This window comes from Proteiniborus sp. (assembly GCF_040308045.1).
Classification (GTDB): Bacteria; Bacillota; Clostridia; order Tissierellales; family Proteiniboraceae; genus Proteiniborus.
Genome location: NZ_JAWRHZ010000025.1, coordinates 45869 through 68949 on the forward strand (window position 1 = coordinate 45869; position 23081 = coordinate 68949).

The window sequence follows — 23081 nt, forward strand, 5'->3', positions numbered from 1 at the left end:
ATGAGAAAAGCAATTATTGGTGGTACGGGAGTATATGACATAGGAGAAGGAAGTTACACTAAAGTAGTTGAAACAAAGTATGGAAACGTAGAACTAGATATAGTTAATATTAATGGTGAAGAAATAGCATTCTTAGCAAGACATGGAAAAAGACATTCAACTCCTCCACATTTAATAAACTATAGAGGAAACATGAAAGCTTTAGAGCAATTAGGAATTAAGTATATCTATGCAACTGCTGCAGTTGGTTCTTGTAACGAAAGTTACTCTCCTGGTGATATTGTCGTTATAAAGAACTTCATTGACTTTACTAAACAAAGACCTGTTACTTTCTTCGAAGGTGGAGATGAGCCTGTTAAGCATACAGATATGCGAGATCCATACTGTAAAAATCTAAGCAATAAATTTTATGAAGTAGCAAAAGTTGAAGGAATTGATGTAAAAGGTGATGCTGTCTATGTATGTACTGAAGGACCTAGATTTGAAACAGAATATGAAATTAGGATGTATAAAAGCTTAGGTGGAGATGTCGTAGGTATGACAAATATACCGGAAGTAATATTAGCAAAGGAACTAGGAATGTGCTATGCAGCTGTTGGAATAATCACCAATTGGTGTACAGGTATAAAAGGAGATATTACTATACATGACATTCAAGGAACTTTGTCTGCAAACAAGGAGAAAATTAGTAGAGCCTTTTTAAGAGCTTTTGCTGGAAAACTTAATCAAGAGCATTGCCGGTGTAATAACTCCATTATTGAGCTTTAATCTACTACAAACAGCTGTTTTCAAATAATCGAATATGATAGAAAAGAGGGAAACCCATGGACAAGAATAAAAAATATAAATTTGAAACCATGTCAATACATGCTGGAAGTGAAGGTAGAAATGCAAATAATGCATTGAATCCACCTATTTATCAGACATCTACTTTTGTATTTGATAATATTGAGCATGTAGAAAAAGTGATGTCCTTTGAAAGCGATGACTATGTGTATACTAGAGGAAATAACCCTACCCTAAGACTCTTCGAAAATAGAATGGCTGCCTTGGAGGAAGGAAATGGAGCAGTTGCTTTTGCTTCAGGTATGGCAGCTATAAGTTCTGTACTATTTTCATTTCTCAAACCTGGTGACAATGTAATAGTAAATAGAACATTATATGGTTCTAGCTACAATGTAGTTACTCATGTTCTTCCTCAATATAATGTTAGCTATAAAATTGTCGATTTAAGCAATACAGATAAGCTTTCAGAACTAATAGACGAAAATACAAAAGTTATTTACTTTGAAACACCTTCAAATCCTAATTTGACTATTATAGATATCAAGAAGATTTCTCAGATAGCAGAGGAGAAAAATGTTAAGGTAGTAGTAGATAACACTTTTGCTACACCATATTTTCAAAGACCATTAACTCTAGGAGCAGATGTAGTAGTTCATAGTGCTACTAAATACATATGTGGTCATGGAGATGTAGTAGGAGGTGTAGCAGTTTCTAAAAACTTAGATTATATTCACTCACTAAAATTTGATTACATGTGCGAATTTGGTGGAGTCATGAGTCCATTTAACGCTTGGCTTTTACTTAGAGGTCTTAAAACTCTTGGAGTGAGAATGAGAGAGCATGAGAAAAATGCGCTAGAAGTAGCAAGATTTTTGAGAAATCATCCAAAAGTTAAAGAAGTTATGTATCCTGGACTTGAAGATTTTAAAGGCCATGAAATAGCTAAAGCACAGATGAGTGGATTCGGAGCTATTATTAGTTTTGAAATAGATGGTAACTTAGAAGATGCCAAAAAGGTTGTTAACTCTGTTAAACTAGCACAGCTTGCTGTAAGCTTAGGGGATTGCGAAACCTTAATAGAACTTCCTGCAGCCATGACACACATAGGATATCCAAAAGAGGAGTTAGCAAAGTTTGGATTAACCGAAAGTATGATAAGAATATCTGTAGGGTTGGAAAATGTAAAAGATATAATCGAAGATTTAGATAATGCATTATCGGTAATTAAGTAGATTAAGATTGTGCATTTTATTAAAAATTGAAAAGGACTGATGCTTACATGTTAATGAAGGAAGAAAGAGAGCTAATTGTAGAGTATGGTAAAAAGCTTTTGACATCTGGTTTAACAAAAGGAACAGGTGGGAACTTGAGCATATTTAATCGTGAAAAAGGATTATTTGCAATAAGTCCAACTGGAATTGATTATTTTCAGATTAAACCAGAGGATGTAGTTGTATTGAATATTAAAGGTGAACAGATAGATGGAGATAAAAAACCTTCAAGTGAAGTTGAAATGCATAGAGTGTTTTATGAAAGAAGAACTGATATAGATGCCATTATTCACACCCATACTATGTATGCTACAACCTTAGCATGTCTAAACTGGTTATTGCCACCAGTTCACTATATGGTAGCATTAGCAGGATTAGATGTAAGATGTGCAAAATACGCTACTTATGGAACGAAGGAATTAGCTGAAAATGCCTTTGAGGCTATGAAGGATAGAAAGGCAGTGTTATTGGCAAATCATGGTCTTTTAGCAGGAGCAAATGATTTACTAAATGCTTTCAATATTACTGAGGAAATAGAGTACTGTGCAGAACTTTACTATAGAACTAAATGCATAGGAGAGCCTGTTATACTTCCAGTAGAAGAAATGACTTTAATGCTAGATAAATTTAAAACATATGGGCAAAAAAGATAATAAGGATATTAAGTTAAATCTAACAAAGTAAGATACTTATTTCTAAAATCTTTAAGCAAATAAGTAGAGCTGTCTAGAATTGATTTAATAATTTTGGACAGCTTCTTTAAATAAGTTTTACATCTTTTTGTTAAAAAATATTGCAATTTTATCTTATATAATGTAAACTAATATTACAATGAAAATCAATATCATTTAGCATACATAATCAATAATTTAATTTAAAAATTCTTTTAACTCTCTAATAGATATTTTTAAATAGAGAGTATATTTTTAAATTATCATTGAGAATTATTATCAATAAGACAGGAGGGATAAGCATGGATTGCTGCGAAAACAAAGTGCCTTGGTATAAAAAACTTGCAAGTGTACTACTTGGAACAGGAAACTGCCATGGAGAAGTAAGTCAAAACACATATGGTTTAGAAAAAATAGCTTTAGTAGGGAGTCCTAATGTAGGTAAGAGTGTTATTTTTAACAAGCTTACAGGTGCCTATGTGACTGTTTCAAACTACCCAGGAACAACAGTTGAAGTATCAAGAGGTAAAGGAATAATAGGAGGAACTCAATATGAAATCATTGACACTCCCGGCATGTACTCCCTCATGTGTATAACAGAGGAAGAAAAAGTAACAAAGGAGCTATTGTTTAGTGAGAAACCTAAGGCTTTATTACATGTAATAGATGCAAAAAACATTAATAGGATGCTGCCTCTAACTATGCAATTAATAGAAGCAGGTAGTCCAGTAATATTAGTATTGAATATAATGGATGAAGCTGAAAAAATGGGACTGAAAATAGATATAGAGGGACTTCAAAGAGAACTAGGAATACCTGTAATATCTACTGTTGCCGCATTAAACAAAGGATTAGATGAATTAAAAGAAAGGGTAGATAAATATGTCAAATCAGCTTAGCATTTCTTATGATGAACTAGTAGAAAATTCTACTAGAAAAATAGTAGATATTTTGAAACATAATTATGTCATCTCAAAAAGATCTGTTGCTTTATTATTACTACAAGAAGATGAAGATATGTTAGAACTAGTCAGGACTAAAGAAGGAAGTAATTATACTAAAATTATAGATATTATTAAAAATACAAAGTCAAAGAGTGATAAACCATTAAGCTATATAATATCCTTGTCTAGACAAAAAGAAGTAGACAAGTTGACTAATAAAGTAGTTACTAAAAAAGAAAAAACTGAAAAGAATTGTGTATCAGAGTTTTTAAGCAAATTAACAATGAATCCTATTACAGGCATACCTATACTTATATTAGTAGTGTATTTTGGCTTCTATAAGTTTGTTGGAGAGTTTGGAGCAGGAACAGTAGTAGATTTTTTAGAAACCAATATATTTGAAGCCTATATTAACCCGTGGGTAGACAATATAGTAAATTCTATAATACCTTGGACTTGGCTACAGGATTTAGTTGCTAATGAATATGGAATAATTACTCTTGGAGTCAGGTATGCAGTAGCTATCGTACTACCTATTGTAGGAGCATTCTTCCTAGTGTTTTCAATCATTGAAGACAGTGGATATTTACCAAGACTTGCAATGCTTGTTGACAGAGTATTTAAGAAAATTGGTCTTAATGGACGTGCAGTTATTCCTATGGTTTTAGGATTTGGCTGTGACACTATGGCTACTATGGTAAGTAGAACATTAGAAACTAAAAGAGAAAGAGTTATTGCAACTCTCTTACTTGCATTAGCAATTCCTTGCTCAGCTCAACTAGGAGTTATTATGTCACTATTATCAGGTAATTCAGGTGCATTAGGTATTTGGTTTATATTTATTATGCTAGTATTTCTATTTATAGGCTTCCTTACTTCGAAGATTTTACCAGGAGATGGACCAAGCTTTTATATGGAAGTGCCACCGCTAAGACTACCAAAGCTTACAAATGTACTTTCAAAAACATATACTAGAATGCAATGGTATTTTGTTGAAATCATTCCACTATTCATATTTGCTAGTGTATTAATATGGATTGGAAATATTACAGGCTTATTTGGTTTATTAATTAGTTGGCTTGAACCTATTGTAAATGCACTTGGACTCCCGAATGAAGCTGCAGAGGTGTTTTTATTTGGATTCTTTAGAAGAGACTATGGTGCAGCAGGATTATTTGATTTGCAAAAGGCAAATATTCTAAATCCTAGACAGCTTGTAGTATCAGCTGCTACGCTTACATTGTTCTTACCTTGTGTAGCACAGTTTGCAATGATGATAAAAGAAAGAGGCTTAAAGGTAGCATTAGCTATGTCAGCATTTATATTGGTATTCTCATTTACAGCAGGATATTTTCTAAATAAAATATTATTGATAACTGGGGTGTTAGCATGATAAAATGTAGCTTTTGTGGTCATGAATTCACAGAAGAACAAAGTGTAGCTGGTTGCGCAAGCTGTCCTATGCATAAATCATGTAACAAGCACAAATGCCCTAACTGTGGCTACGAAGTTTTAAAAGAGCCTAAGCTAATAAAAGTTCTTAAGAAATGGGGTAAAAAAGATGCAGAGATTAGAAACTAATAAGGACTTAATATCAGTAACTAATTTAAAAAAAGGTGAAGAAGGAATTATAGCAGAGCTTAACACTAAAAGTAGCAACATACTAAGAAAACTAATGGCTATGGGAATAATGCCTGGCATGAATCTTAAAATGATTCAAACATTTCCATCTTATGTATTTCAAGTAGGCTACACTCAAGTAGCAGTAGATAAGGAAATAGCTTCTGTGATAATAATAGATAAATAAATGAAAAAAAGGTGTCTAGATGTGATATGATACTTCCAAAGTAGACAGTCTAATTAATTAAAATAAGACTATCTACTTGGAGGTATTTTTTATGACGCTTTTGATGTTAATTCCTTAAGAGCTAAATCAATATTCACGAAAATATTCTTTTCGCCTACTTTTTCAAAAAATCCATTTTTCTTCATTAATTCATAGGGTTGTTTTTGTACATTAGTAAGGACTAGCCTTACATTATGCTTTTCGCATCTCTTTTGGATAGTGTTCAGTGCATTAAAGCCAGTAGCGTCCATAACTGATACATCCTTCATTTTAAGCACCAATGTTCTAGGTCTTACCTTTATTTCATCTATAGTATCAATAAATTTACTTGCTGCCCCAAAGAAAAATGGTCCTTTGATTTGATAGAAGAGAACATCTTTATCCATCAATGTCTTGCGTATATGCTCAGACTCTGAATAGCGTTCATGGAGCATCTTTTCTATAGAGCCAACTTCTGTGACATCTGCCATACGCTTCATAAATAAAAGTGCTGCCAATACCATTCCTACTTCAATAGCTACAACTAAATCCATGAATACAGTCAATAAGAAAGTTATCAGCAAAATGGCTATGTCGCTTTTAGTTGATTTAAACAAACCTACAAATCTGTGAATTTCACTCATATTATAAGCCACAACAATCAAAATAGCAGCTAATGTAGTCATTGGAATAAGTTTAACTAATGGCATGAATATTACCATGGCCACAAGTACTGTCAAAGCGTGGACAATACCAGCAATAGGTGTACGTCCGCCGTTTTTTATATTTGCGGCAGTTCTAGCTATAGCTCCTGTAGCTGGGATGCCTCCTAAAAATCCTGAAGCAATATTTGCAAAACCTTGGGCTACAAGTTCCATATTAGAATCATGCTTGTCTCCAATCATGCCATCTGCTACGACTGCTGACAACAGAGATTCTATAGCTGCCAACAATGCTATTGATATGGCTGGTTGAATTAAGCTTTGCACCATATCCAAGTTTAAGACAGGTAACTGAAAATGTGGGACAGGGGATCCCAATACTCCAAATCGGCTACCTATAGTATCTATATCTAATTGAAACACGGTGACAATAACAGTAGTTAAAATAATAGCAATCAGTGAACCTGGTATTTTTTGATTGATTTTAGGCCAATATGAAATAATCAAAATGGCTAGAACACCTATGGCTAAGTTGATCCAATTGATGCTGCCCAATGCGTTAAAATAAGCCACATACTTAGGTACTATTTCTGAAGGTACTTCTGCCATGGTCAGTCCAAAAAAGTCTTTCAATTGAGATGAAAAAATAATAAATGCAATTCCTGTGGTGAATCCTGTGGTAATAGGATAAGGAATAAATTGGATTATGGTGCCTAGCTTGAGGATACCTAGTAAAATCATGATAAGTCCAGCCATAATGGTGGCTACTACTAGACCTTCTATACCGTATTGAACTACAATGCCATAGACAATGACTACAAAGGCTCCAGTAGGTCCTCCAATTTGAACTCTACTTCCTCCTAGTAGTGAGGCGAAAAATCCTGCCACAATTGCTGTGATGAGACCCATTTCAATGGGAACTCCCGAAGCTATACTCAGTGCTATGGAAAGAGGAATGGCAATGATACCCACGATGACGCCTGCACTTAAATCTTTGAAAAATTCTTGCTTCGAATACTTTTTTAATGTTGTACACAGTTTTGGTTTCAATGTAAAAACTCCCTTCGTTTTATTACCACTAGCATTATAATCCTATCTGCTTGTAATGTAAATATTGCTTTTGAAAAAAACCTCGAATATTTATAGTTTTTGTCGTTTTTTAGAATTTAAAAAATGGCATATTAGTTAAATGCTTCAATTTAGTTTTAAAATAATAATTTGACTATAGTTTAAATAGCGAGTTTAGAAACATAATAGTTAGAGGGAAGTCAATACTAATTTTAAAGTAAAACTATCTAATATATAAAAAATGTATTTATATTTATTAAGGATAATGTATAATGTATTATATGATTTTATTTTCTATGGAAGGGAAGTTGCATATGAAAAAAGCATTAGCAAAAAGAGATGAACAAATTAAGTCTATTAAAGCCTTAATTAAAGAAAAAAATGTTAGATTCATTCTATTACAGATTGCAGATATACTTGGTTCTGTAAAAAGTACTACACTACCTGTAAGTCAGATTGATAAAATTATTAACAATGAAGTTATGTTTGATGGTTCATCAATCGATGGATTTGCGCGTATAGAAGAATCTGATATGTATCTTCATCCAGACTTATCTACCTTTATTATTTTACCATGGCAAACTCATAATGGATATACAACAGCTAGAATGATTTGTGATGTATATATGCCTAACGGGGAGCCTTTTGAAGGATGCCCTAGATATGTGCTTAAAAGAGCATTAGAGAAAGCTGAAAGCATGGGATTTACCTTTCATGTTGGACCAGAGCCTGAGTTTTATATGTTTAATGTAGATGAAAAAGGGAATCCTGTATTAGAGAATAATGACAAGGCAGGATACTTTGATATGGCGCCTTTAGATAAAGGTGAAGATGTAAGAGAAGCTATAACTATTGCGTTAGAAGGTTTTGGTTTTGAGGTTGAAGCTGCTCATCACGAATGTGGCCCAGGCCAGCATGAAATAGATTTCAAATATGCAGATGCACTTACTACAGCAGATAATATTATGACTTTTAGATATGTTGTAAAAAAAATAGCTGATGACTTTGGATTATTTGCTAGTTTTATGCCCAAGCCAGTAGAAGGTATTGCAGGGTCTGGAATGCATCTTAATATGTCCTTATTCAATAATGAAAAGAATATATTCTTTGATGAAAACAAGGAAAATGGCCTTAGCGATGAGACAATGTATTTTATAGGAGGATTATTGAAAAATGTGAAGGGCTTTACAGCTATTACAAATCCTTTGATAAACTCATATAAAAGACTAGTAAGTGGGTTTGAAGCTCCAGTAAACATAGCTTGGTCAGAAAAAAATAGAAGCCCCCTTATTAGAATACCTGCTAAAAGAGGCTTAAGCACAAGAGTCGAGCTGAGGAATCCAGATCCATCATGTAATCCATATTTAGCACTTGCTACAGCTTTAACTGCTGGACTTGATGGAATAGAAAATAGAATTTCACCACCTGAACCTGTAAACAAAAATATATATAAAATGTGCTTAGAGGAAAGACAAGAAAATCATATTGAAGCTTTACCTAAGAGCTTATATGAAGCAATAGCTGAATTGTCTAAAAATGAGGTAGTCAAAGAAGCACTAGGAAATCATGTAACTAATAAATTTATTTCTGCCAAACTAGGAGAGTGGGAAGAATATGTGGCTAAGGTTCATAAATGGGAGATAGAACGATATTTAAGAGCATATTAACTACACTTAAGTATATGCTATGAATAATAGACTATTGTTCATAGCATGTATTTTTATTTATATAAAAATGGTATAATAGTAGAACACAACAATCATTGTCTAAATTAGTAATAACAGCTTATATGATTATAGCTTTTTTTCTAGTAGTATTATACTAGGAGGGGTTGCATATGTTTTTAAAAGGTCCAGAAATTGACATAGAAGAAACTATAATTGCTAAAAATAGAATCCCTATTCTAATTAAAGATGCTACATGGCTAAAACTGTTTGGAGATACAGGAGACAGGCTAATTAATAATGCTAGAAAAGAGCTAGAGGAGCTTCTTGAAAAACAACATTTAACAGAGAAACAGCTTAAGGACAAAGACAGAGAAAAGAAAAAAGTAATGACTAAAATAATAATGCTTTCAGATGAAATAAATAATAATAATTCTTATACTGAAGGAACAGAATTGTTAGGACAGTATCAACAAGAAATATATTCATTAAATGATGAAATAGACAATCTAACATTTGAGCTAGAAATGCTTCCAAAGGATATAAGAGAGGCAAACCTTAATTTAATTAAAGCCACTGTAAAGCTAGCATATAAGCAACTAGCTGATTGGGAAAGCAGCATAGAGCCCTTTAATTCTGAAATAGAATTTTTGAGAAATAAATTAAGAGAGTTAATTGAAAAAAAGAATGATTATGAGGAAAAAATAAATACTACATATAGTTTTTTGCATGGGATATTAGGTAGTGAGGAAATGGAAAAGCTAGACAAAGACATACTGGATTAAAGAATGCTTTAAAGCATTCTTTTTTTATGCCTATTTTTTGTAAGCTTTTGTGATATAATTCTAATATATCTTTGAAAAGGAAGGATTAAAATTGACTATAAAATTTATTATGCTAATACTTCTAATTATTGGTATATTAGAAATCTTTTTTAATATTATATCTGTTTTATTGAATAAATTTATAGGTCTGTTTTATAAAAATTTTAAGATTAAAGAGAAAACTGCTAGTATTCTAAAGTTTTTTTTTGTTATTATTTTTATGATTTCAGTGATATTTTTTTTGGCTGAATTTGTAAAGGTGATGGCAGCATGGCTTGGAATAAATCTTAATAAAAGCATTTTAGATATTTTTGAATAACTTTGAATAATAGAAAATGAGATGTTGAACAATATTTTTACTTATTATTAGTTTTATGGTGGTGTGGAATAATGATTAAAGGTAGTGGAATAGATATAATAGAAATAGAAAGAATACGTAAAGCTATAAATAATAATAATAGATTTATAGAGAGAATATTTACAAAAAATGAAATCAACTATATTGAGTCAAAAAACAATAGTATGAATACTATATCTGGACTCTTTGCTGCAAAAGAAGCAGTAAGCAAAGCCTTAGGAAGCGGAATCAGTGGTTTTAAATGGACTGATATCGAGATTTACTTAGAAGCATCAGGTAAACCATCTATAAGGCTACATGGCAAAGCATTGGAACTTGCAGAGAAAAAGGAGATATCTAATATACATATTTCAATAAGTCATAGCAAGGACGATGCAGTAGCTTTTGCAGTAGCAGAAAAAGATATTGATGGTTTACAAGAAGAAATTATTTACAAACCTTACACAGGAGAAGATTGCTTTATTCTTGACAAGAAGCTGATAAGTGGTATTATCCCCAAAAGAAAAAAGGACACTCATAAGGGAACATATGGTAGGGTAGGAATAATCGGAGGTAGCAATGGAATGACAGGTGCTGTTGCTTTAGCCCTAAAAGCTTGTCTTAGAAGTGGAAGTGGATTAGTTTATTCATTTGTACCTGAACCATTAAATAATATAGTTGAAATTTTAGTTACGGAATCAGTGAATTATCCTATAAACTGTGATAATAAAAAATATTTCAATAGAAATTCTATTGATGATATTAAAAAAGCAATTGATAAGTTGGATTGTATAGTCCTAGGGCCAGGTATGGGAGTAGGCAAGGAAAGGATAGAGATTGTCAAAGAGATTTTGCTTTTTACCAATAAGCCAATAGTTTTAGATGCTGATGGTTTAAATTGCATTTCAATGGACAATGAGGCTTTATCTCTAAGACAAGGCATAACAGTAATCACTCCCCATCCAGCAGAATTATCAAGATTATTAGGTGTATCAGTTGAAGAAATTCAATCAAACAGGGTGCATTACTGCAGATATGCTGCTAGAAAATTCAACGCAATCACTGTATTAAAAGGAGCTAATACAGTAATTTCTAGTCCAAGTGGTAATACTTATATTAATACTACTGGAAACCCAGGAATGGCTACTGCAGGAAGTGGAGATGTTTTAAGCGGAATGATTGCAAGCTTTATAGGGCAAAAAATAGCACCTCTATATGCAGCCATTGCAGGAGTTTTTTTACATGGATTAGCTGGAGATATAGGAGCTAAGGAAAAAGGGGAATATGGTCTTATTGCAGGAGATATAGTAGAAAATATACCTTATGCTATTAAATATATAAAGTCTTATTCTATAAATGATTAGGAGGTTTTAGTGCTTTATGAAATACTGGTTAGCTTTTTTTTTAGTAATGATACTAATTTTTAATACTTATGGCTGTTCAAAGCCTTCAGAAGAGGATGTTTTTTATGAAGCACAGAAATTTTTCAATAAGATAGATACTTATAGATGTATTGCAGATGTTATGGTAAAGGGAAACAAAGATGCTGAATCTTATAAGTCAAAGCATGTATTTAAAAAACCAGACAAGTATGTAATAGAAATTCTAGAACCTTCAGACAATAAAGGAAATATTGTCTTATATAATGGACAACAAGCTTGGCTATATAATAAACAAATAGACGAATCATTTATAATTAAGGATTTTGAACAATCCTTAGACAAAAATCTTTTCGTTGGATATTTCTTAAGAAATATTTTATCAAATGAAAATATTGAAATGAGTTTTGATGATATAGATGGCAAAAGGTATTTAGTTTTAGAAGCAGAAATACCTGGTAATAATAAATATAGAAATAAAGAAAAACTATGGATAGATAGCGAAAACTATTATCCTCATAAACTAAAAATATATGATAAAGATGGAGGATTATCTATCGAAGTAACTTATACTGAATTTAAAACTAATGTAAAGGTGAATGATGAGGACTTCAATATTAAAACAGGTATTTACTATATCCATAAATTATAGTGGTATTGACTTAAGCCCCTGATAGGAATATTATGAACTTAGGTATTTTTTGATTGATAAGCGTTCTTATAAGGGGGTAATGGTGTTGTATTCGTTGAAGGATTATAGACCAGTATGGGCAGAAATAAACCTAGATAATTTAGCTCATAACATTAGAGAAGTAAGAAGGCTTGTAGGTGAAAAAGTCATAATTACTTCAGTAATTAAAGCAGATGCTTATGGTCATGGATCAGTAGCAATTGCTAAAACTCTTTCAGATAATGGGAGCGATAGATTTGCTGTTGCTACACTATCAGAGGCTCTTGAGCTAAGAAGATTTGGCATCAATGAGGATATTTTAATACTTGGATATACGCCAAAACAACAGAGCAGGTTAATTGTTGAAAATAATATAACACAAACCATCTACAATGTTGAGGATGCTAAAGCTTTGTCACAAGCAGCAGAAAATCTAGGTAAAATAGCTAAGATTCACTTAAAAATTGATACAGGTATGGGAAGATTAGGATTTTTGCCTGAAGAAGTTTCTATAGATAAAATAATTCAAATATTTAAAATGTCTAATATATGCGTCGAAGGAATGTTTTCTCACTTTGCAAAAGCAGATGAAGTGAATAAAGATTGTACAATAAAACAGTTTGAAAAGTTCACTTGGGTAGCAAAGGAGTTGAGAAAAAAGGGAATTGAAATACCTATAAAACATATTGCTAATAGTGCAGCAATAATCGATTTGCCAGAATACTATTTAGACATGGTAAGAGCGGGGATAATGTTATATGGTTTGTATCCATCTGACTTTGTAAAAAAAGAAAAAGTTAATCTAAAACCAGTGATGACTTTGAAAGCAGTTGTTTCAAATGTTAAAGTTGTAAACTCAGGTGAAGGAATAAGCTATGGACACAACTTTATTACAAGCAAAGCTACTAAGGTAGCAACATTGCCTATCGGATATGCAGATGGATTCACTAGACTTTTAAATAGCAAGGCTGAAGTAAGCTTAAAGGGTAAAACAGTTCCTGTAGTAGGTAATATATGTATGGATCAATGTATGGCAGACATCTCAAGTCTTGAAGATGTAAAAGTAGGGGACGAGGCAATAATCTTTGGTGATGGATTAATGAATAAACCTAGTGTAGATGATATTGCCAAAACACTAGGAACAATAAACTATGAAATTGTATGTATGGTTAGCAGAAGAGTCCCGAGAGTATATATGAAAAATAGTGAGATAGTATATATAAGAGATTATATTGTGTAAATAATATTATTCTAAAAGAATTTTTATCATCTTGGACATAGTGAAATTTTGCTAGTGATTAGTATGACATTCTTGTAGTGTCATCATGAGCTATATGAAGTATATAAAGTTGGTATATATTCAAGTATATACTGTGAAACAATAGAATATACTATATTTAGGAAGCAAAATATACCATAACATACTAATGAACATGATATTATATAATTATATAATATGTGTTATAATTATTTCATTAGATAATCCGGGGGTGCTAAAATGGCCGAAACAAAAAGAATTATGATAAGCTTACCTAATAGTTTACTAGAAGAAGTAGACAATATTGTGTCAATTGAAAGTAAAAACAGAAGTGAATTTATTAGGGAGGCCATGAGGCTCTATTTAAGAGAACGAAAAAGAATTCAAATTAATGAATCAATGAAGAATGGATATAGAGAGATGAGTCAAATTAATTTGTATTTTGCTGAAATGGGGTTAGAAGAGGATTATAATGAGCTCGTAAAATATGAAAACAGACTGACAGGACGTGAAGAATGGTGATAGTGAAAAGGGGAGATATACTTTATGCTGACCTAAGTCCTGTCATTGGTTCCGAGCAAGGCGGAGTTAGGCCAGTATTAGTAATACAAAATGATGTAGGAAACAAATATAGTCCTACTGTAATAATTTCTGCTATTACATCACAAATAAATAAAGCCAAGCTCCCAACACATGTAGAAATAAGTGCTCCAGAATATGGGCTGCCAAAGGATTCAGTTGTCCTTTTGGAGCAGATACGAACCATAGATAAGAAAAGGCTAAGGGAAAAAATTGGCCATTTTGACGATGATATGATGGCTAAGGTTGACGAATGTTTAAAAATAAGTATTGGTCTAGCGGATTATTAGTACACATATTAGATATAGTGTAACTAATTTTATTGTACATAAATAGATAGAGAGAATATAAATATTGCATGATTTTGAAAGAGCTATTAATTATTAGCTCTTTTTTTGACGTATTTCCCAGGAAATCAAAAAATATTTCGAAAAATACAGGATAATTAAATTTTAGGTCGAATTATAGTAGAAATAAAACATTGTTATTATAATGGAGGGATATAAATGTGGCAAAAAATTAAGAAACATTATGTTTTTATTATTTTAACACTTTTAGTGACAGTCATAGTATTTGATGCTTCCAATATTAGCTTTGGACAACCTGGTGGTTCAGAAGACCCTTTAGTTACTTTTAGTTATGTGGAGAAGAGAATTGAACAGTTAAAGTATTACATAGAAGAAAAGCTTGGTGGTGGAAGTGCTAATAATGCAGAAATTGAAAAGCTTACAGAAGAAAATAAAGAAATAAAGAAGCAGTTAAGTCAGTTGGCTATGAATTCTTCAGGTGGTGGGCTTGAAATTGTTGAGCTTAAAAACGGACAAAAGCTTATATGCGGTGCAGGAACAGAAATTATTTTAAGAGGTGGTTCAGCTAAAGCTATAGTATCACAACTCGGAGGGTTATCAGATTTGACTGGAGGAAAAGACTTAATCAGTAACGAATTTATTTCACCAAACCATCTAATCGTAATACCAAGAGATGATGGGAGAGGGGCATATGTAGAAAACTATGCAATATTTATGGTAAGAGGTTATTATGAAGTTAGATAATAAATAAGTTGAAGAAGGAGTAAACAAAGGCTGCAATTTTGCAGCCTTTTTGTTATAATAATATATATTATTATTTAATCAAAGACCTTTTGAAGGGAGAGTTTTTTTTGAATATTTTGCACCTTGTTTTTAGCTTCGAAAGAGGTGGAGCAGAAACATATATAATTAATACTATTGAGCGAATGAAAGGAAAAGATGTTAACTTTTTTGTTGTATGTGATCACAAAGGAACTAATCATGATAAGATAGAAAAAGTATGTGGAAATGTAGCAATTATAGAAATGAAAAACATTCTAGATATAAAAGCTGCTTTTAGAATAGCAAAATTTTGCAGAAAAAATGATATAAATATTATCCAAGCACATTTTCTAAGAGAAAGCTTTATAGCAGTGCTGTCCAAGATTTTTAATCCTAATATAAAAGTCATTTGGACTATGCATCTGATATATGATGAGAAAAGAAGTTTATTAAGAAGAATGAACAGATTTTTTAGCAAAGGGACCAATGCTATTATATGTGTATCTGAGGCTGTAAAGAATTCTTTATTAAAGGAAGGTATAAGTGAAAAAAAGCTGGTTACAGTACTAAATGGAGTAGATACAGATTACTTCAAACCAGTTAAAAATAGTACTATAAGAAAAGAGCTAGAGATTGAAAAAGATGATATACTATTGACTACTGTATCTAGATTTCAAAAGATTAAAGGTCATGATTTTTTAATAAATGTTTTGAACGAACTTAAGAAAAATTATAATATTAAATTTAAATCCTTACTAGTTGGCGATGGAGAAGAAATGAATAAAATAAAAAGAAAAGTAAAAGATTTGGATTTAACTGATAATGTTATATTCTCAGGATACAGAGAGGATATTCCAAACATTTTGACTGAAAGTGATGTTTATATTTCACCATCAGAAAACGAGGCAATTTCTTTTTCTATAATGGAGGCTTTAGCTTGTGAGGTACCTGTGGTAGCTACTGAAGTTGGTGGAGTTCCAGAAGTCATTAATAAAGGAAAATGTGGAGTGATGGCACATTATGGTGATGAAAAAAGGTTTGCTAAGGCTGTTTTCGACCTATATAATAATAAGCAGGATTATGAAGAAATGAAAAAGAATTCTAGAATCCTAATCGAAGAGAACTTTTCATTAAACAAGATGATTAATGGGACTTACAATCTATACAAAAGCTTATAGGACAAATATTTACCATAAAAATTGAAGGAGGTCGGAGCCTGTCAACTGTGATAGGTTTTTTATATGAAAATACTACATTTAATAAGTGGTGGAGACACTGGAGGGGCAAAAACCCATGTTTTAAGCCTTTTGTCAGAGCTTCAAAAGAAAATAGATGTAAAAATAATATGTTTTATGAAAGAGGATTTTTATTATGAAGCAAAGGAAAGAGGAATAAACATAGAAGTGTTTGAACAAAAGAAGAGATATGATTTATCTGTGGTAAAAAGGCTGTTATCAGAAATAAAGAAAGGTAAATATGATATAGTTCATTGTCATGGAGCTAGGGCAAACTTTATGGCGTTTTTATTGAAACTTTTCTATAAAATCCCTTCAGTAACGACTGTACATAGTGATTACAAACTAGATTTCCAGGATAATCGCTATAAGGATTTAGTTTACACAAAAATAAATACATTAGCACTTAAGTTCATTGACTATTATATTGGGGTTTCTGATAGCTTCAGAAAGATGCTCATTGATAGAGGCTTTGACTCTGATAAAATTTTTACTGTGTATAATGGAATTGAAATGAATCTTATGAAAGAGTTAACTAACCCAGTAGAATTTTTTAAAAGGTATAATATAACTTCAGATAAGGATACAATATTAATAGGTACCTTGGCTAGATTACATCCAGTTAAAGGAGTAGATGTGCTTATAAGAGGGGCTAAAAAAGTACTTGATCAGAGGCAAAATGTCAAGTTCCTTATTGGTGGAGACGGCACAGAGGCTCCTATGCTAAAAGAGCTTGCAAAAGAACTTGGAATAGAAAAGAATGTTTGCTTTTTAGGCTTTGTAAATGAGCCAAGTAGCTTTTTTAATGCTATAGATGTAAACACAGTAACATCACATAGTGAGAGCTTTCCATATGTTATAATGGAAGGTGGAGCTTTTAGAAAGACAATCGTAGCTTCAAATGTAGGTGGAATAGGAGACATAGTAATAGAAGGGAAAACTGGATTTCTTTTTGAAGATGGAGATCATGAAAAACTGGCAGCTCAGCTTATTAAGCTTATTGATGATGCTGATTTAAGAAGAAAACTGGGAGAAAATCTATATAATTCAGTTAAAAAAAATTATTCTGCAGAAAGCATGGCAAATAAGCATATTTCAATATATAAACAAATCTTAGATAGGCAGGTGAAATAAGTTGAAAAATAAATTCAACTGGATAGATATAGTCATTATAATTGTTATTATAGGTCTAGTTTTTGGAGCATTTTCTTACTTTAGAAAGCCTAATGCAATTACAGCTGATAGAGTGCCTATAAAAGTTATAGTGAGAGTGGACAAGGTTCTAATGGAAACAGTTAATGGAATAAATGTAGGAGATGTATTTAAAGATAAAGATACGAATCAAGTGTTTGGAAAGGCAATAGATAAAAAGGTTACCGAAACATATGAAATGGTTGAAACTGGCGATGGAAGAGTTGTAAAAGCTACAGTTCCAAATAGATATTCTGTTTTTATTACATTAGAAGGAGATGCAGTTGTGACAGAAGACTATATTAGACTTGGTGGAAGAGATGTTAGAATAGAAGGGACAATAGAGCTAAAGAGTACAAAAAACGCAATAAAAACTAAAGTTGTAGATTTTCAATTAGCCGAATAATATTGGAGGGAGACCAATGAAAATTATAGATGATAAAGGGAAACTATTTAGCAAAATAAATATCCTAGATTTGGGTATAGTTCTGATGATAATGGTTTTAGGATTAGCTGGGTTTTATAAACTTAAATCAGTTAATACAACAGCGTTTATTAAACCACAACCAGTAGATATTAAAGTAATAGTTAGAGAAAGAGAGGAAACTAGCATTGACAAAATAAAGGTTGGAGACATTTTAAAGGAATATGATACTGGAATAATATTGGGAGAAATAAAATCTATTGATATAAAACCAGCCATTGTTGAAGTTGAAACTGTAGATGGAGAAGTTAAGCTAGCAGAAATACCAGAAAGATATGATTATTATATAAATATTGATGCAAATGCAATTGTAAATGAAAATGCTATAGTGTCAGGAAATAAGGAGCTTAGGATTGGAAATAAACTAGTTTTAAGAACAAAAACATATGCTTTAGAGTCATATATTTTAGAAATAGGAAAAAGGGAATGATAATATGAGAAATGGAATTATAGTTCCAGCAATTCAAAATGTTTGGAACAAATTTCAAGAAAAGTGGAGTACTAGCTTTATTGCATCAGTGAAAAATAAGTTAGGAGTTTTTTTATCTAGAAGTCTTCAAAATAGTATCCTAGTATCTACTATTACTGATTACAAGACTGAAATGTATTCAGAGAGTTTAGTAAATAAACTTATTGAATCGTTTTTGGGTATTTTAAGAAAAATGTTAAACTTTTCAAATAAACTTTTCAGTAAATCTATTAAAGAAAGCGCAATATTTAATGCATCCTATTATGTATGCAATACAATAAAAGGAAACTTACTCCAGTTTTTATGCGTAGCTTTGGGAACAGGCATTTTAACATATACAGTATTAAGCTTTATAACTGGAAGAGTCGGAATATTAAGAGTAACAGTATTTGTGTTTGCTTCTTTTGTTTTAGGACTTTTAGGTTTCATTAATATAGATGTAAAAGCATTACTATCTGAAAGCAGATTTGCAGCAATAGTTAGAAATTTTTTTGATTATTACAGTTAACAGTTTAAATATAGATAGGAGATGAAACCTATGGAATTAACTGAAAAAAAGAATAACATAAGATTATTAGGTTTATTGATAGGGATAATAATAGGTTTAGCCTTCTTCATATTACCATTTAAAAGTGCCATAATAGCTATTGGAGGATTAACTGCAGTAACAGTTATCCTTTTATATCCTGAGTATGGCATATATTTAATGGCGCTGGTAGTACCTTTAGTATCATTAAAATATACTCTTTTACTTTTTGTGCTAACAGTCTTTTCGTTTGTTATCAAGCTTATTATGGACAAGGAATTTAAATTAAAGAAGATTCCCTTTGGCTATTCTGTAGTTTTCTTTATTATTCCTTTGATATTTTCAGCTTTCACCTCATTTACTAAAGGTGAAAGTCTTCAAAAGCTTGTAGTGTATTTAATTTCTTTTGCTATGTTATTTTTAATCGTGAATTTAATAGATTCAAAAAAGAAGTTATATTATCTTATATTAGCAATTATAATTGCTTCTTTACTAGTATCCTTCTATGGATTATATCAGTACAGAGTAGGAGCAGCAGTAAAAGAGAGCTGGGTGGACAAAGAGTTAAACCCAGATTTAAGAACTAGAGTTTATTCAACATTAGATAATCCGAATATATTAGCAGAATATTTACTGATGGTAATTCCACTAACATTTGCTCTTTTTTGGACATCTAAAAAGAAGATTAATATGTTATTTTACTTACTTGCAGTAGGAATTCAATTTCTATGTCTCTTACTTACATTTTCAAGGGGAGGATGGATCGGGATAGCCTTTGCCATGATAATATATGCGATTTTTGTAGACAGAAGATTAATATTTTTGTATCTAGTAGCAGGAATAGCACTACTTATTGTTTCACCAGAAGTTGTTATGACTAGAATAGCTACTATTGGTAATACACAAGATACCTCTACTGCTTATAGATTTCCACTATGGATGGCAGCATTTGATATGATTAGAGATTTTTGGATTACAGGAGTAGGGTTAGGACCAATGGCATTTAAAGCTATATATCCTCAATATATGAGACTTGGAATAATGGCGGTTCATACACATAATATTTATCTTCAAATGTTTGTAGAGACAGGTATATTTGGTTTTATAGGATTTTTCTTATTTATTTTTAACAATATTAGATGCAATCTTATTACCTTTGTAAAAGGAATCGATAAAAGAGCTAAAACAATTGCGATTGCTGTGCTTTCATCTATATCAGGATTATTGTTGCATGGACTTGTTGAATATATTTTCTTTGACAACAAAATTATTGTTATGCTTTGGATTTTATTGTCAATTGGGATGGTAGGCTTTAAACTGGAGTACAAGAGATTAAACATTATAGAATAGTAAAATCATGACTAAGGTTTCATAAAACTGTATTGAAGGAGTTAAAAATATGGGGAAATCAGTTATAATATCTGGCTATTATGGTTTCGATAACAGTGGCGATGATGCAATACTTAAAGCAATAGTAAAGGATTTAAGGGAAACAGACAGCAAAATAGAAATTTCTGCATTTTCAAATAATCCTAAGAGTACAGAGGCGGTTTATGGAATTAAGGCTTATAAACGCTTAAATATTTTCCAAGTTTTCAAAGGTATAAGTTCTTCTGACATGCTAATAAGTGGAGGAGGAAGCCTATTACAGGATGTTACTAGTACTAGGTCTATACTCTATTATCTTGCTCTTATTAATATTGCTAAAATGCTCAACAAAGCTGTTGTAGTATATGCTAATGGAATAGGTCCCATAAATAAAAAAATAAATAGAACTCTTACAAAAAAAGTACTGAACAAGGTAGACCTTATAACATTAAGAGATTCTAATTCTAAAATGACTTTAGAGGAAATAGGAGTTCGGGTGAAAATGTTAGTAACATCTGATCCTGTTTTTACTCTTGAGCCTTCTAGTCGGAGCCAGGTTGATAAAATATTTGAAGAAGAAGGAATACCACTAGACAAACCCTTAATAGGAATCTCCGTGAGAAAATGGAAAAACTCAAAAAATCTTGTTGATGTTGTGGCCAAGGCAATTCAGTATATAGATAGCAGCTATGATGTTAGAACTGTACTTATTCCTATGCACTATCCAGAGGATTTAGAAATAAGTGTAGAAATAGCGCATAAATCAAATAGCCCTAATTGCTATGTAATAAGAAATAAATACGGTGTAGAAGATATAATGGGCATAATAAAAAGACTTGAATTAATAGTAGCAATGAGACTTCATTCTTTAATATACGCAGCTACACAGGCAGTTCCTGTCATAGGACTTGTATATGACCCAAAGGTAGATGGACTATTGGAGATGCTTGATATAGATGCAAAATGTGATGCTGAAAAAATGGAGCTTGTAGAACTATGCTCTTTAATTGAACAAGTTTGGAAAAATAAAGAAAGAATCAAAAGTTCTTTAAATGATAAAAAAGAAGAATTTAGAGAAAAAGCACTTGATAATGTTAAAATGGCTATAGAGATTCTTAGAAGCAGGTGAAAATATGAATGGTAAGATAAATATTTTAGGTGTTAATATTGATAAACTTACATTAAAGGATGCAGAAGAGAGAGTAAAATCTTTTTTAAATAGTAAAACTATAAATACAATATATACTCCTAATACCGAGATAGTTATGGAAGCAAGAAAAGATAGTGAATTGAGGGAGCTGTTGAATAGAGGAGATTTAATTATTCCAGACGGAATAGGATTAGTTTATGCATCTAAAATAAAGAGAAAGACTCTTCCAGAAAGAGTTACTGGATTTGATTTATCCATGAAAATACTTCATATAGCTAATGAAAAAAAGTATAGTATTTTTCTAGTTGGTGGAAAACCAGGTGTGGCTAGTATGGCTTGTGAAAATATAAGAAAAGAATATCCAAACATAAATGTTGCAGGATATCATCATGGATATTTTAAAGGAACCCATACAGGGTATAAAGGACATGAAGAAGAAATACAGGTAATCAATGAAATAAATGCATCAAGTCCAGATATAGTTTTTGTTGGGTTTGGTGCACCAAAACAGGAAAAATGGATAGATGAGAACAAAGAAAAATTAAAATGCAAAGTCATCATAGGAAATGGTGGAACAGTTGACATTTTAGCAGGGACTGTTAAAAGAGCGCCAGAGATATATCAGAGACTTGGTCTCGAATGGTTATATAGACTTTTAAAGGACCCTAGAAGAATAAAAAGACAAATTGTATTGCCTTTATTTGCATTAATAGTACTTTTTTCTAAAGATGAAGTTGTTAAATAATGTACTGAATTTCAAGAGGAGGAAAAAGGTGGATAGACTTAAAAAATATTGGTATAGGCATTTGATTGAATACATTGGAGTTACTGTTGGTACATTTATAATGGCAATATCTATAAATATTTTTTTAGAGCCTAATACTATAGCACCTGGAGGAGTAACAGGGCTTGGAATAGTTCTTCAGAAAATAACCAATGGATTTATTACTGTTTGGGCTACAAATCTAGTAGTGAATATACCCTTGTTTATAGCTGGAGTCATGATTTTGGGTAAGTCATTTGGTGCTAAAACACTATTTGGAACTTTCATACTTTCTTTTTTTCTATGGCTGATTCCGGAAACAAATGCTACACAGGATTTGCTCTTGGCTTCGGTTTTTGGAGGTGTTATACTTGGTTTAGGATTAGGTATAGTGTTTAAATCTGGTGGAACAACAGGAGGAACAGATTTAGCTGGGGCAATTTTGAATAGGTTTTTTCCAGGACTAAGCACGGCAACACATATGATGATAGTTGATATTATGGTTGTAATAGGTGCAGGTCTTGTAAATAGAAGAATAGATACACCATTATATTCTGTTATTGCTTTATACATATTAGTAAGAGTTATTGATATAATTCTTGAAGGCTTTAGCTATGCCAAAGCATTTTTTATAATATCTAATGAGCCAGAGAAAATTGGAAGAACCATACTAGAGCAACTTGATAGAGGAGTAACTATATTAAAAGGGAAAGGCTTATATTCAGGCCTTGACAAAGATGTTCTTTTATGTGTCGTAAATAGGGCACAGATGGCAAAAGTAAAAGAAATAGTAAGTCAAGTTGACAAAAAGGCTTTCATTATGATTACAGATATGCATGAAGTATTAGGAGAAGGCTTTAAAGAAATGAAAATAGAATAGGAGGTTT

The 23081-nt window shown here is 31.7% G+C and carries 26 protein-coding genes; 25 read left to right on the top strand and 1 reads right to left on the bottom strand.

Going from position 1 to position 23081, the window contains the following annotated elements; all coding sequences use genetic code 11:
- The 7 genes from ABV008_RS04630 (at nt 1) to ABV008_RS04660 (ending at nt 5479) form a co-directional block, all read left to right on the top strand.
- Nucleotides 1-768 (top strand): MTAP family purine nucleoside phosphorylase, encoded by a 768-nt coding sequence (locus ABV008_RS04630; protein ID WP_352418649.1) that lies wholly within the window; start codon nt 1-3, stop codon nt 766-768.
- A 56-nt stretch (nt 769-824) separates the two neighbouring features.
- Nucleotides 825-2018 carry a trans-sulfuration enzyme family protein gene (locus ABV008_RS04635; RefSeq protein ID WP_352418650.1) on the top strand — a complete coding sequence of 398 codons (1194 nt, stop codon included), beginning with the start codon at nt 825-827 and terminating at the stop codon, nt 2016-2018.
- A gap of 53 nt (nt 2019-2071) precedes the next feature.
- Nucleotides 2072-2710 (top strand): L-fuculose-phosphate aldolase, encoded by a 639-nt coding sequence (locus ABV008_RS04640; protein ID WP_352418651.1) that lies wholly within the window; start codon nt 2072-2074, stop codon nt 2708-2710.
- Between the two features lie 320 nt (nt 2711-3030).
- Complete coding sequence (locus ABV008_RS04645) at nt 3031-3627, top strand: FeoB small GTPase domain-containing protein (protein ID WP_352418652.1); 597 nt, start codon at nt 3031-3033, stop codon at nt 3625-3627.
- Nucleotides 3611-5065, top strand: a complete 1455-nt coding sequence (locus ABV008_RS04650; RefSeq protein ID WP_352418653.1) for a nucleoside recognition domain-containing protein — start codon at nt 3611-3613, stop codon at nt 5063-5065. Before ABV008_RS04645 ends, ABV008_RS04650 begins: the two co-directional genes overlap by 17 nt.
- Complete coding sequence (locus ABV008_RS04655; protein WP_352418654.1) at nt 5062-5253, top strand: hypothetical protein; 192 nt, start codon at nt 5062-5064, stop codon at nt 5251-5253. The genes ABV008_RS04650 and ABV008_RS04655 overlap by 4 nt, the downstream gene beginning before the upstream one ends.
- A complete protein-coding gene (locus ABV008_RS04660) occupies nt 5234-5479 on the top strand; it encodes a FeoA family protein (RefSeq protein WP_352418655.1) in 246 nt (81 codons plus the stop codon). Before ABV008_RS04655 ends, ABV008_RS04660 begins: the two co-directional genes overlap by 20 nt.
- 89 nt (nt 5480-5568) lie before the next feature.
- On the opposite strand, the gene ABV008_RS04665 is transcribed toward ABV008_RS04660, so the two are convergent.
- Complete coding sequence (locus ABV008_RS04665; RefSeq protein ID WP_352418656.1) at nt 5569-7209, bottom strand: SulP family inorganic anion transporter; 1641 nt, start codon at nt 7207-7209, stop codon at nt 5569-5571.
- 332 nt (nt 7210-7541) lie between these two features.
- Here ABV008_RS04665 and glnA point away from each other — a divergent pair, with 332 nt between their 5' ends.
- The 18 genes from glnA (at nt 7542) to ABV008_RS04755 (ending at nt 23074) form a co-directional block, all read left to right on the top strand.
- Complete coding sequence (gene glnA / locus ABV008_RS04670) at nt 7542-8894, top strand: type I glutamate--ammonia ligase (protein WP_352418657.1); 1353 nt, start codon at nt 7542-7544, stop codon at nt 8892-8894.
- Between the two features lie 170 nt (nt 8895-9064).
- Complete coding sequence (locus ABV008_RS04675; RefSeq protein WP_352418658.1) at nt 9065-9676, top strand: hypothetical protein; 612 nt, start codon at nt 9065-9067, stop codon at nt 9674-9676.
- 91 nt (nt 9677-9767) lie between these two features.
- Nucleotides 9768-10034 carry a hypothetical protein gene (locus tag ABV008_RS04680; protein ID WP_352418659.1) on the top strand — a complete coding sequence of 89 codons (267 nt, stop codon included), beginning with the start codon at nt 9768-9770 and terminating at the stop codon, nt 10032-10034.
- Between the two features lie 71 nt (nt 10035-10105).
- Nucleotides 10106-11416, top strand: coding sequence for an NAD(P)H-hydrate dehydratase (locus ABV008_RS04685; protein WP_352418660.1), 1311 nt, complete (start codon nt 10106-10108; stop codon nt 11414-11416).
- A gap of 16 nt (nt 11417-11432) precedes the next feature.
- On the top strand, nt 11433-12083 hold the full coding sequence (locus ABV008_RS04690) for a LolA family protein (protein WP_352418661.1): 651 nt from the start codon (nt 11433-11435) through the stop codon (nt 12081-12083).
- A gap of 94 nt (nt 12084-12177) precedes the next feature.
- Nucleotides 12178-13341, top strand: coding sequence for an alanine racemase (gene alr / locus ABV008_RS04695; RefSeq protein WP_352418746.1), 1164 nt, complete (start codon nt 12178-12180; stop codon nt 13339-13341).
- 258 nt (nt 13342-13599) lie between these two features.
- Nucleotides 13600-13881 (top strand): CopG family ribbon-helix-helix protein, encoded by a 282-nt coding sequence (locus tag ABV008_RS04700; protein WP_352418662.1) that lies wholly within the window; start codon nt 13600-13602, stop codon nt 13879-13881.
- On the top strand, nt 13875-14228 hold the full coding sequence (locus tag ABV008_RS04705; protein ID WP_502929742.1) for a type II toxin-antitoxin system PemK/MazF family toxin: 354 nt from the start codon (nt 13875-13877) through the stop codon (nt 14226-14228). The genes ABV008_RS04700 and ABV008_RS04705 overlap by 7 nt, the downstream gene beginning before the upstream one ends.
- A 216-nt stretch (nt 14229-14444) precedes the next feature.
- Nucleotides 14445-14990, top strand: a complete 546-nt coding sequence (locus tag ABV008_RS04710) for an MreC domain-containing protein (RefSeq protein WP_352418663.1) — start codon at nt 14445-14447, stop codon at nt 14988-14990.
- Between the two features lie 107 nt (nt 14991-15097).
- Entirely contained in the window at nt 15098-16186 is a 1089-nt protein-coding gene (locus ABV008_RS04715) for a glycosyltransferase (protein WP_352418664.1), read from the top strand.
- A gap of 63 nt (nt 16187-16249) precedes the next feature.
- A complete protein-coding gene (locus ABV008_RS04720) occupies nt 16250-17377 on the top strand; it encodes a glycosyltransferase family 4 protein (protein WP_352418665.1) in 1128 nt (375 codons plus the stop codon).
- Nucleotide 17378: 1 nt separating this feature from the next.
- Complete coding sequence (locus ABV008_RS04725) at nt 17379-17840, top strand: DUF4330 domain-containing protein (RefSeq protein WP_352418666.1); 462 nt, start codon at nt 17379-17381, stop codon at nt 17838-17840.
- Between the two features lie 16 nt (nt 17841-17856).
- Entirely contained in the window at nt 17857-18348 is a 492-nt protein-coding gene (locus tag ABV008_RS04730; protein WP_352418667.1) for a DUF4330 domain-containing protein, read from the top strand.
- A 4-nt stretch (nt 18349-18352) separates the two neighbouring features.
- Complete coding sequence (locus ABV008_RS04735) at nt 18353-18895, top strand: hypothetical protein (protein WP_352418668.1); 543 nt, start codon at nt 18353-18355, stop codon at nt 18893-18895.
- 30 nt (nt 18896-18925) lie between these two features.
- Nucleotides 18926-20263: an O-antigen ligase family protein gene (locus tag ABV008_RS04740; RefSeq protein WP_352418669.1), complete on the top strand. Its 1338-nt coding sequence runs from the start codon at nt 18926-18928 to the stop codon at nt 20261-20263.
- Between the two features lie 49 nt (nt 20264-20312).
- Complete coding sequence (gene csaB / locus ABV008_RS04745; RefSeq protein WP_352418670.1) at nt 20313-21410, top strand: polysaccharide pyruvyl transferase CsaB; 1098 nt, start codon at nt 20313-20315, stop codon at nt 21408-21410.
- Between the two features lie 4 nt (nt 21411-21414).
- Complete coding sequence (locus ABV008_RS04750) at nt 21415-22176, top strand: WecB/TagA/CpsF family glycosyltransferase (protein WP_352418671.1); 762 nt, start codon at nt 21415-21417, stop codon at nt 22174-22176.
- Between the two features lie 28 nt (nt 22177-22204).
- Nucleotides 22205-23074, top strand: a complete 870-nt coding sequence (locus ABV008_RS04755) for a YitT family protein (RefSeq protein ID WP_352418672.1) — start codon at nt 22205-22207, stop codon at nt 23072-23074.
- The last annotated feature ends 7 nt before the right edge of the window (nt 23075-23081 follow it).

Coding starts and splice junctions, on each gene's coding strand:
- ABV008_RS04630 (WP_352418649.1), top strand. CDS start 1: ATGAGAAAAGCAATTATTGGTGGTACGGGAGTATATGACATAGGAGAA.
- ABV008_RS04635 (WP_352418650.1), top strand. CDS start 825: ATGGACAAGAATAAAAAATATAAATTTGAAACCATGTCAATACATGCT.
- ABV008_RS04640 (WP_352418651.1), top strand. CDS start 2,072: ATGAAGGAAGAAAGAGAGCTAATTGTAGAGTATGGTAAAAAGCTTTTG.
- ABV008_RS04645 (WP_352418652.1), top strand. CDS start 3,031: ATGGATTGCTGCGAAAACAAAGTGCCTTGGTATAAAAAACTTGCAAGT.
- ABV008_RS04650 (WP_352418653.1), top strand. CDS start 3,611: ATGTCAAATCAGCTTAGCATTTCTTATGATGAACTAGTAGAAAATTCT.
- ABV008_RS04655 (WP_352418654.1), top strand. CDS start 5,062: ATGATAAAATGTAGCTTTTGTGGTCATGAATTCACAGAAGAACAAAGT.
- ABV008_RS04660 (WP_352418655.1), top strand. CDS start 5,234: ATGCAGAGATTAGAAACTAATAAGGACTTAATATCAGTAACTAATTTA.
- glnA (WP_352418657.1), top strand. CDS start 7,542: ATGAAAAAAGCATTAGCAAAAAGAGATGAACAAATTAAGTCTATTAAA.
- ABV008_RS04675 (WP_352418658.1), top strand. CDS start 9,065: ATGTTTTTAAAAGGTCCAGAAATTGACATAGAAGAAACTATAATTGCT.
- ABV008_RS04685 (WP_352418660.1), top strand. CDS start 10,106: ATGATTAAAGGTAGTGGAATAGATATAATAGAAATAGAAAGAATACGT.
- ABV008_RS04690 (WP_352418661.1), top strand. CDS start 11,433: ATGAAATACTGGTTAGCTTTTTTTTTAGTAATGATACTAATTTTTAAT.
- ABV008_RS04700 (WP_352418662.1), top strand. CDS start 13,600: ATGGCCGAAACAAAAAGAATTATGATAAGCTTACCTAATAGTTTACTA.
- ABV008_RS04705 (WP_502929742.1), top strand. CDS start 13,875: ATGGTGATAGTGAAAAGGGGAGATATACTTTATGCTGACCTAAGTCCT.
- ABV008_RS04710 (WP_352418663.1), top strand. CDS start 14,445: ATGTGGCAAAAAATTAAGAAACATTATGTTTTTATTATTTTAACACTT.
- ABV008_RS04720 (WP_352418665.1), top strand. CDS start 16,250: ATGAAAATACTACATTTAATAAGTGGTGGAGACACTGGAGGGGCAAAA.
- ABV008_RS04730 (WP_352418667.1), top strand. CDS start 17,857: ATGAAAATTATAGATGATAAAGGGAAACTATTTAGCAAAATAAATATC.
- ABV008_RS04735 (WP_352418668.1), top strand. CDS start 18,353: ATGAGAAATGGAATTATAGTTCCAGCAATTCAAAATGTTTGGAACAAA.
- ABV008_RS04740 (WP_352418669.1), top strand. CDS start 18,926: ATGGAATTAACTGAAAAAAAGAATAACATAAGATTATTAGGTTTATTG.
- csaB (WP_352418670.1), top strand. CDS start 20,313: ATGGGGAAATCAGTTATAATATCTGGCTATTATGGTTTCGATAACAGT.
- ABV008_RS04750 (WP_352418671.1), top strand. CDS start 21,415: ATGAATGGTAAGATAAATATTTTAGGTGTTAATATTGATAAACTTACA.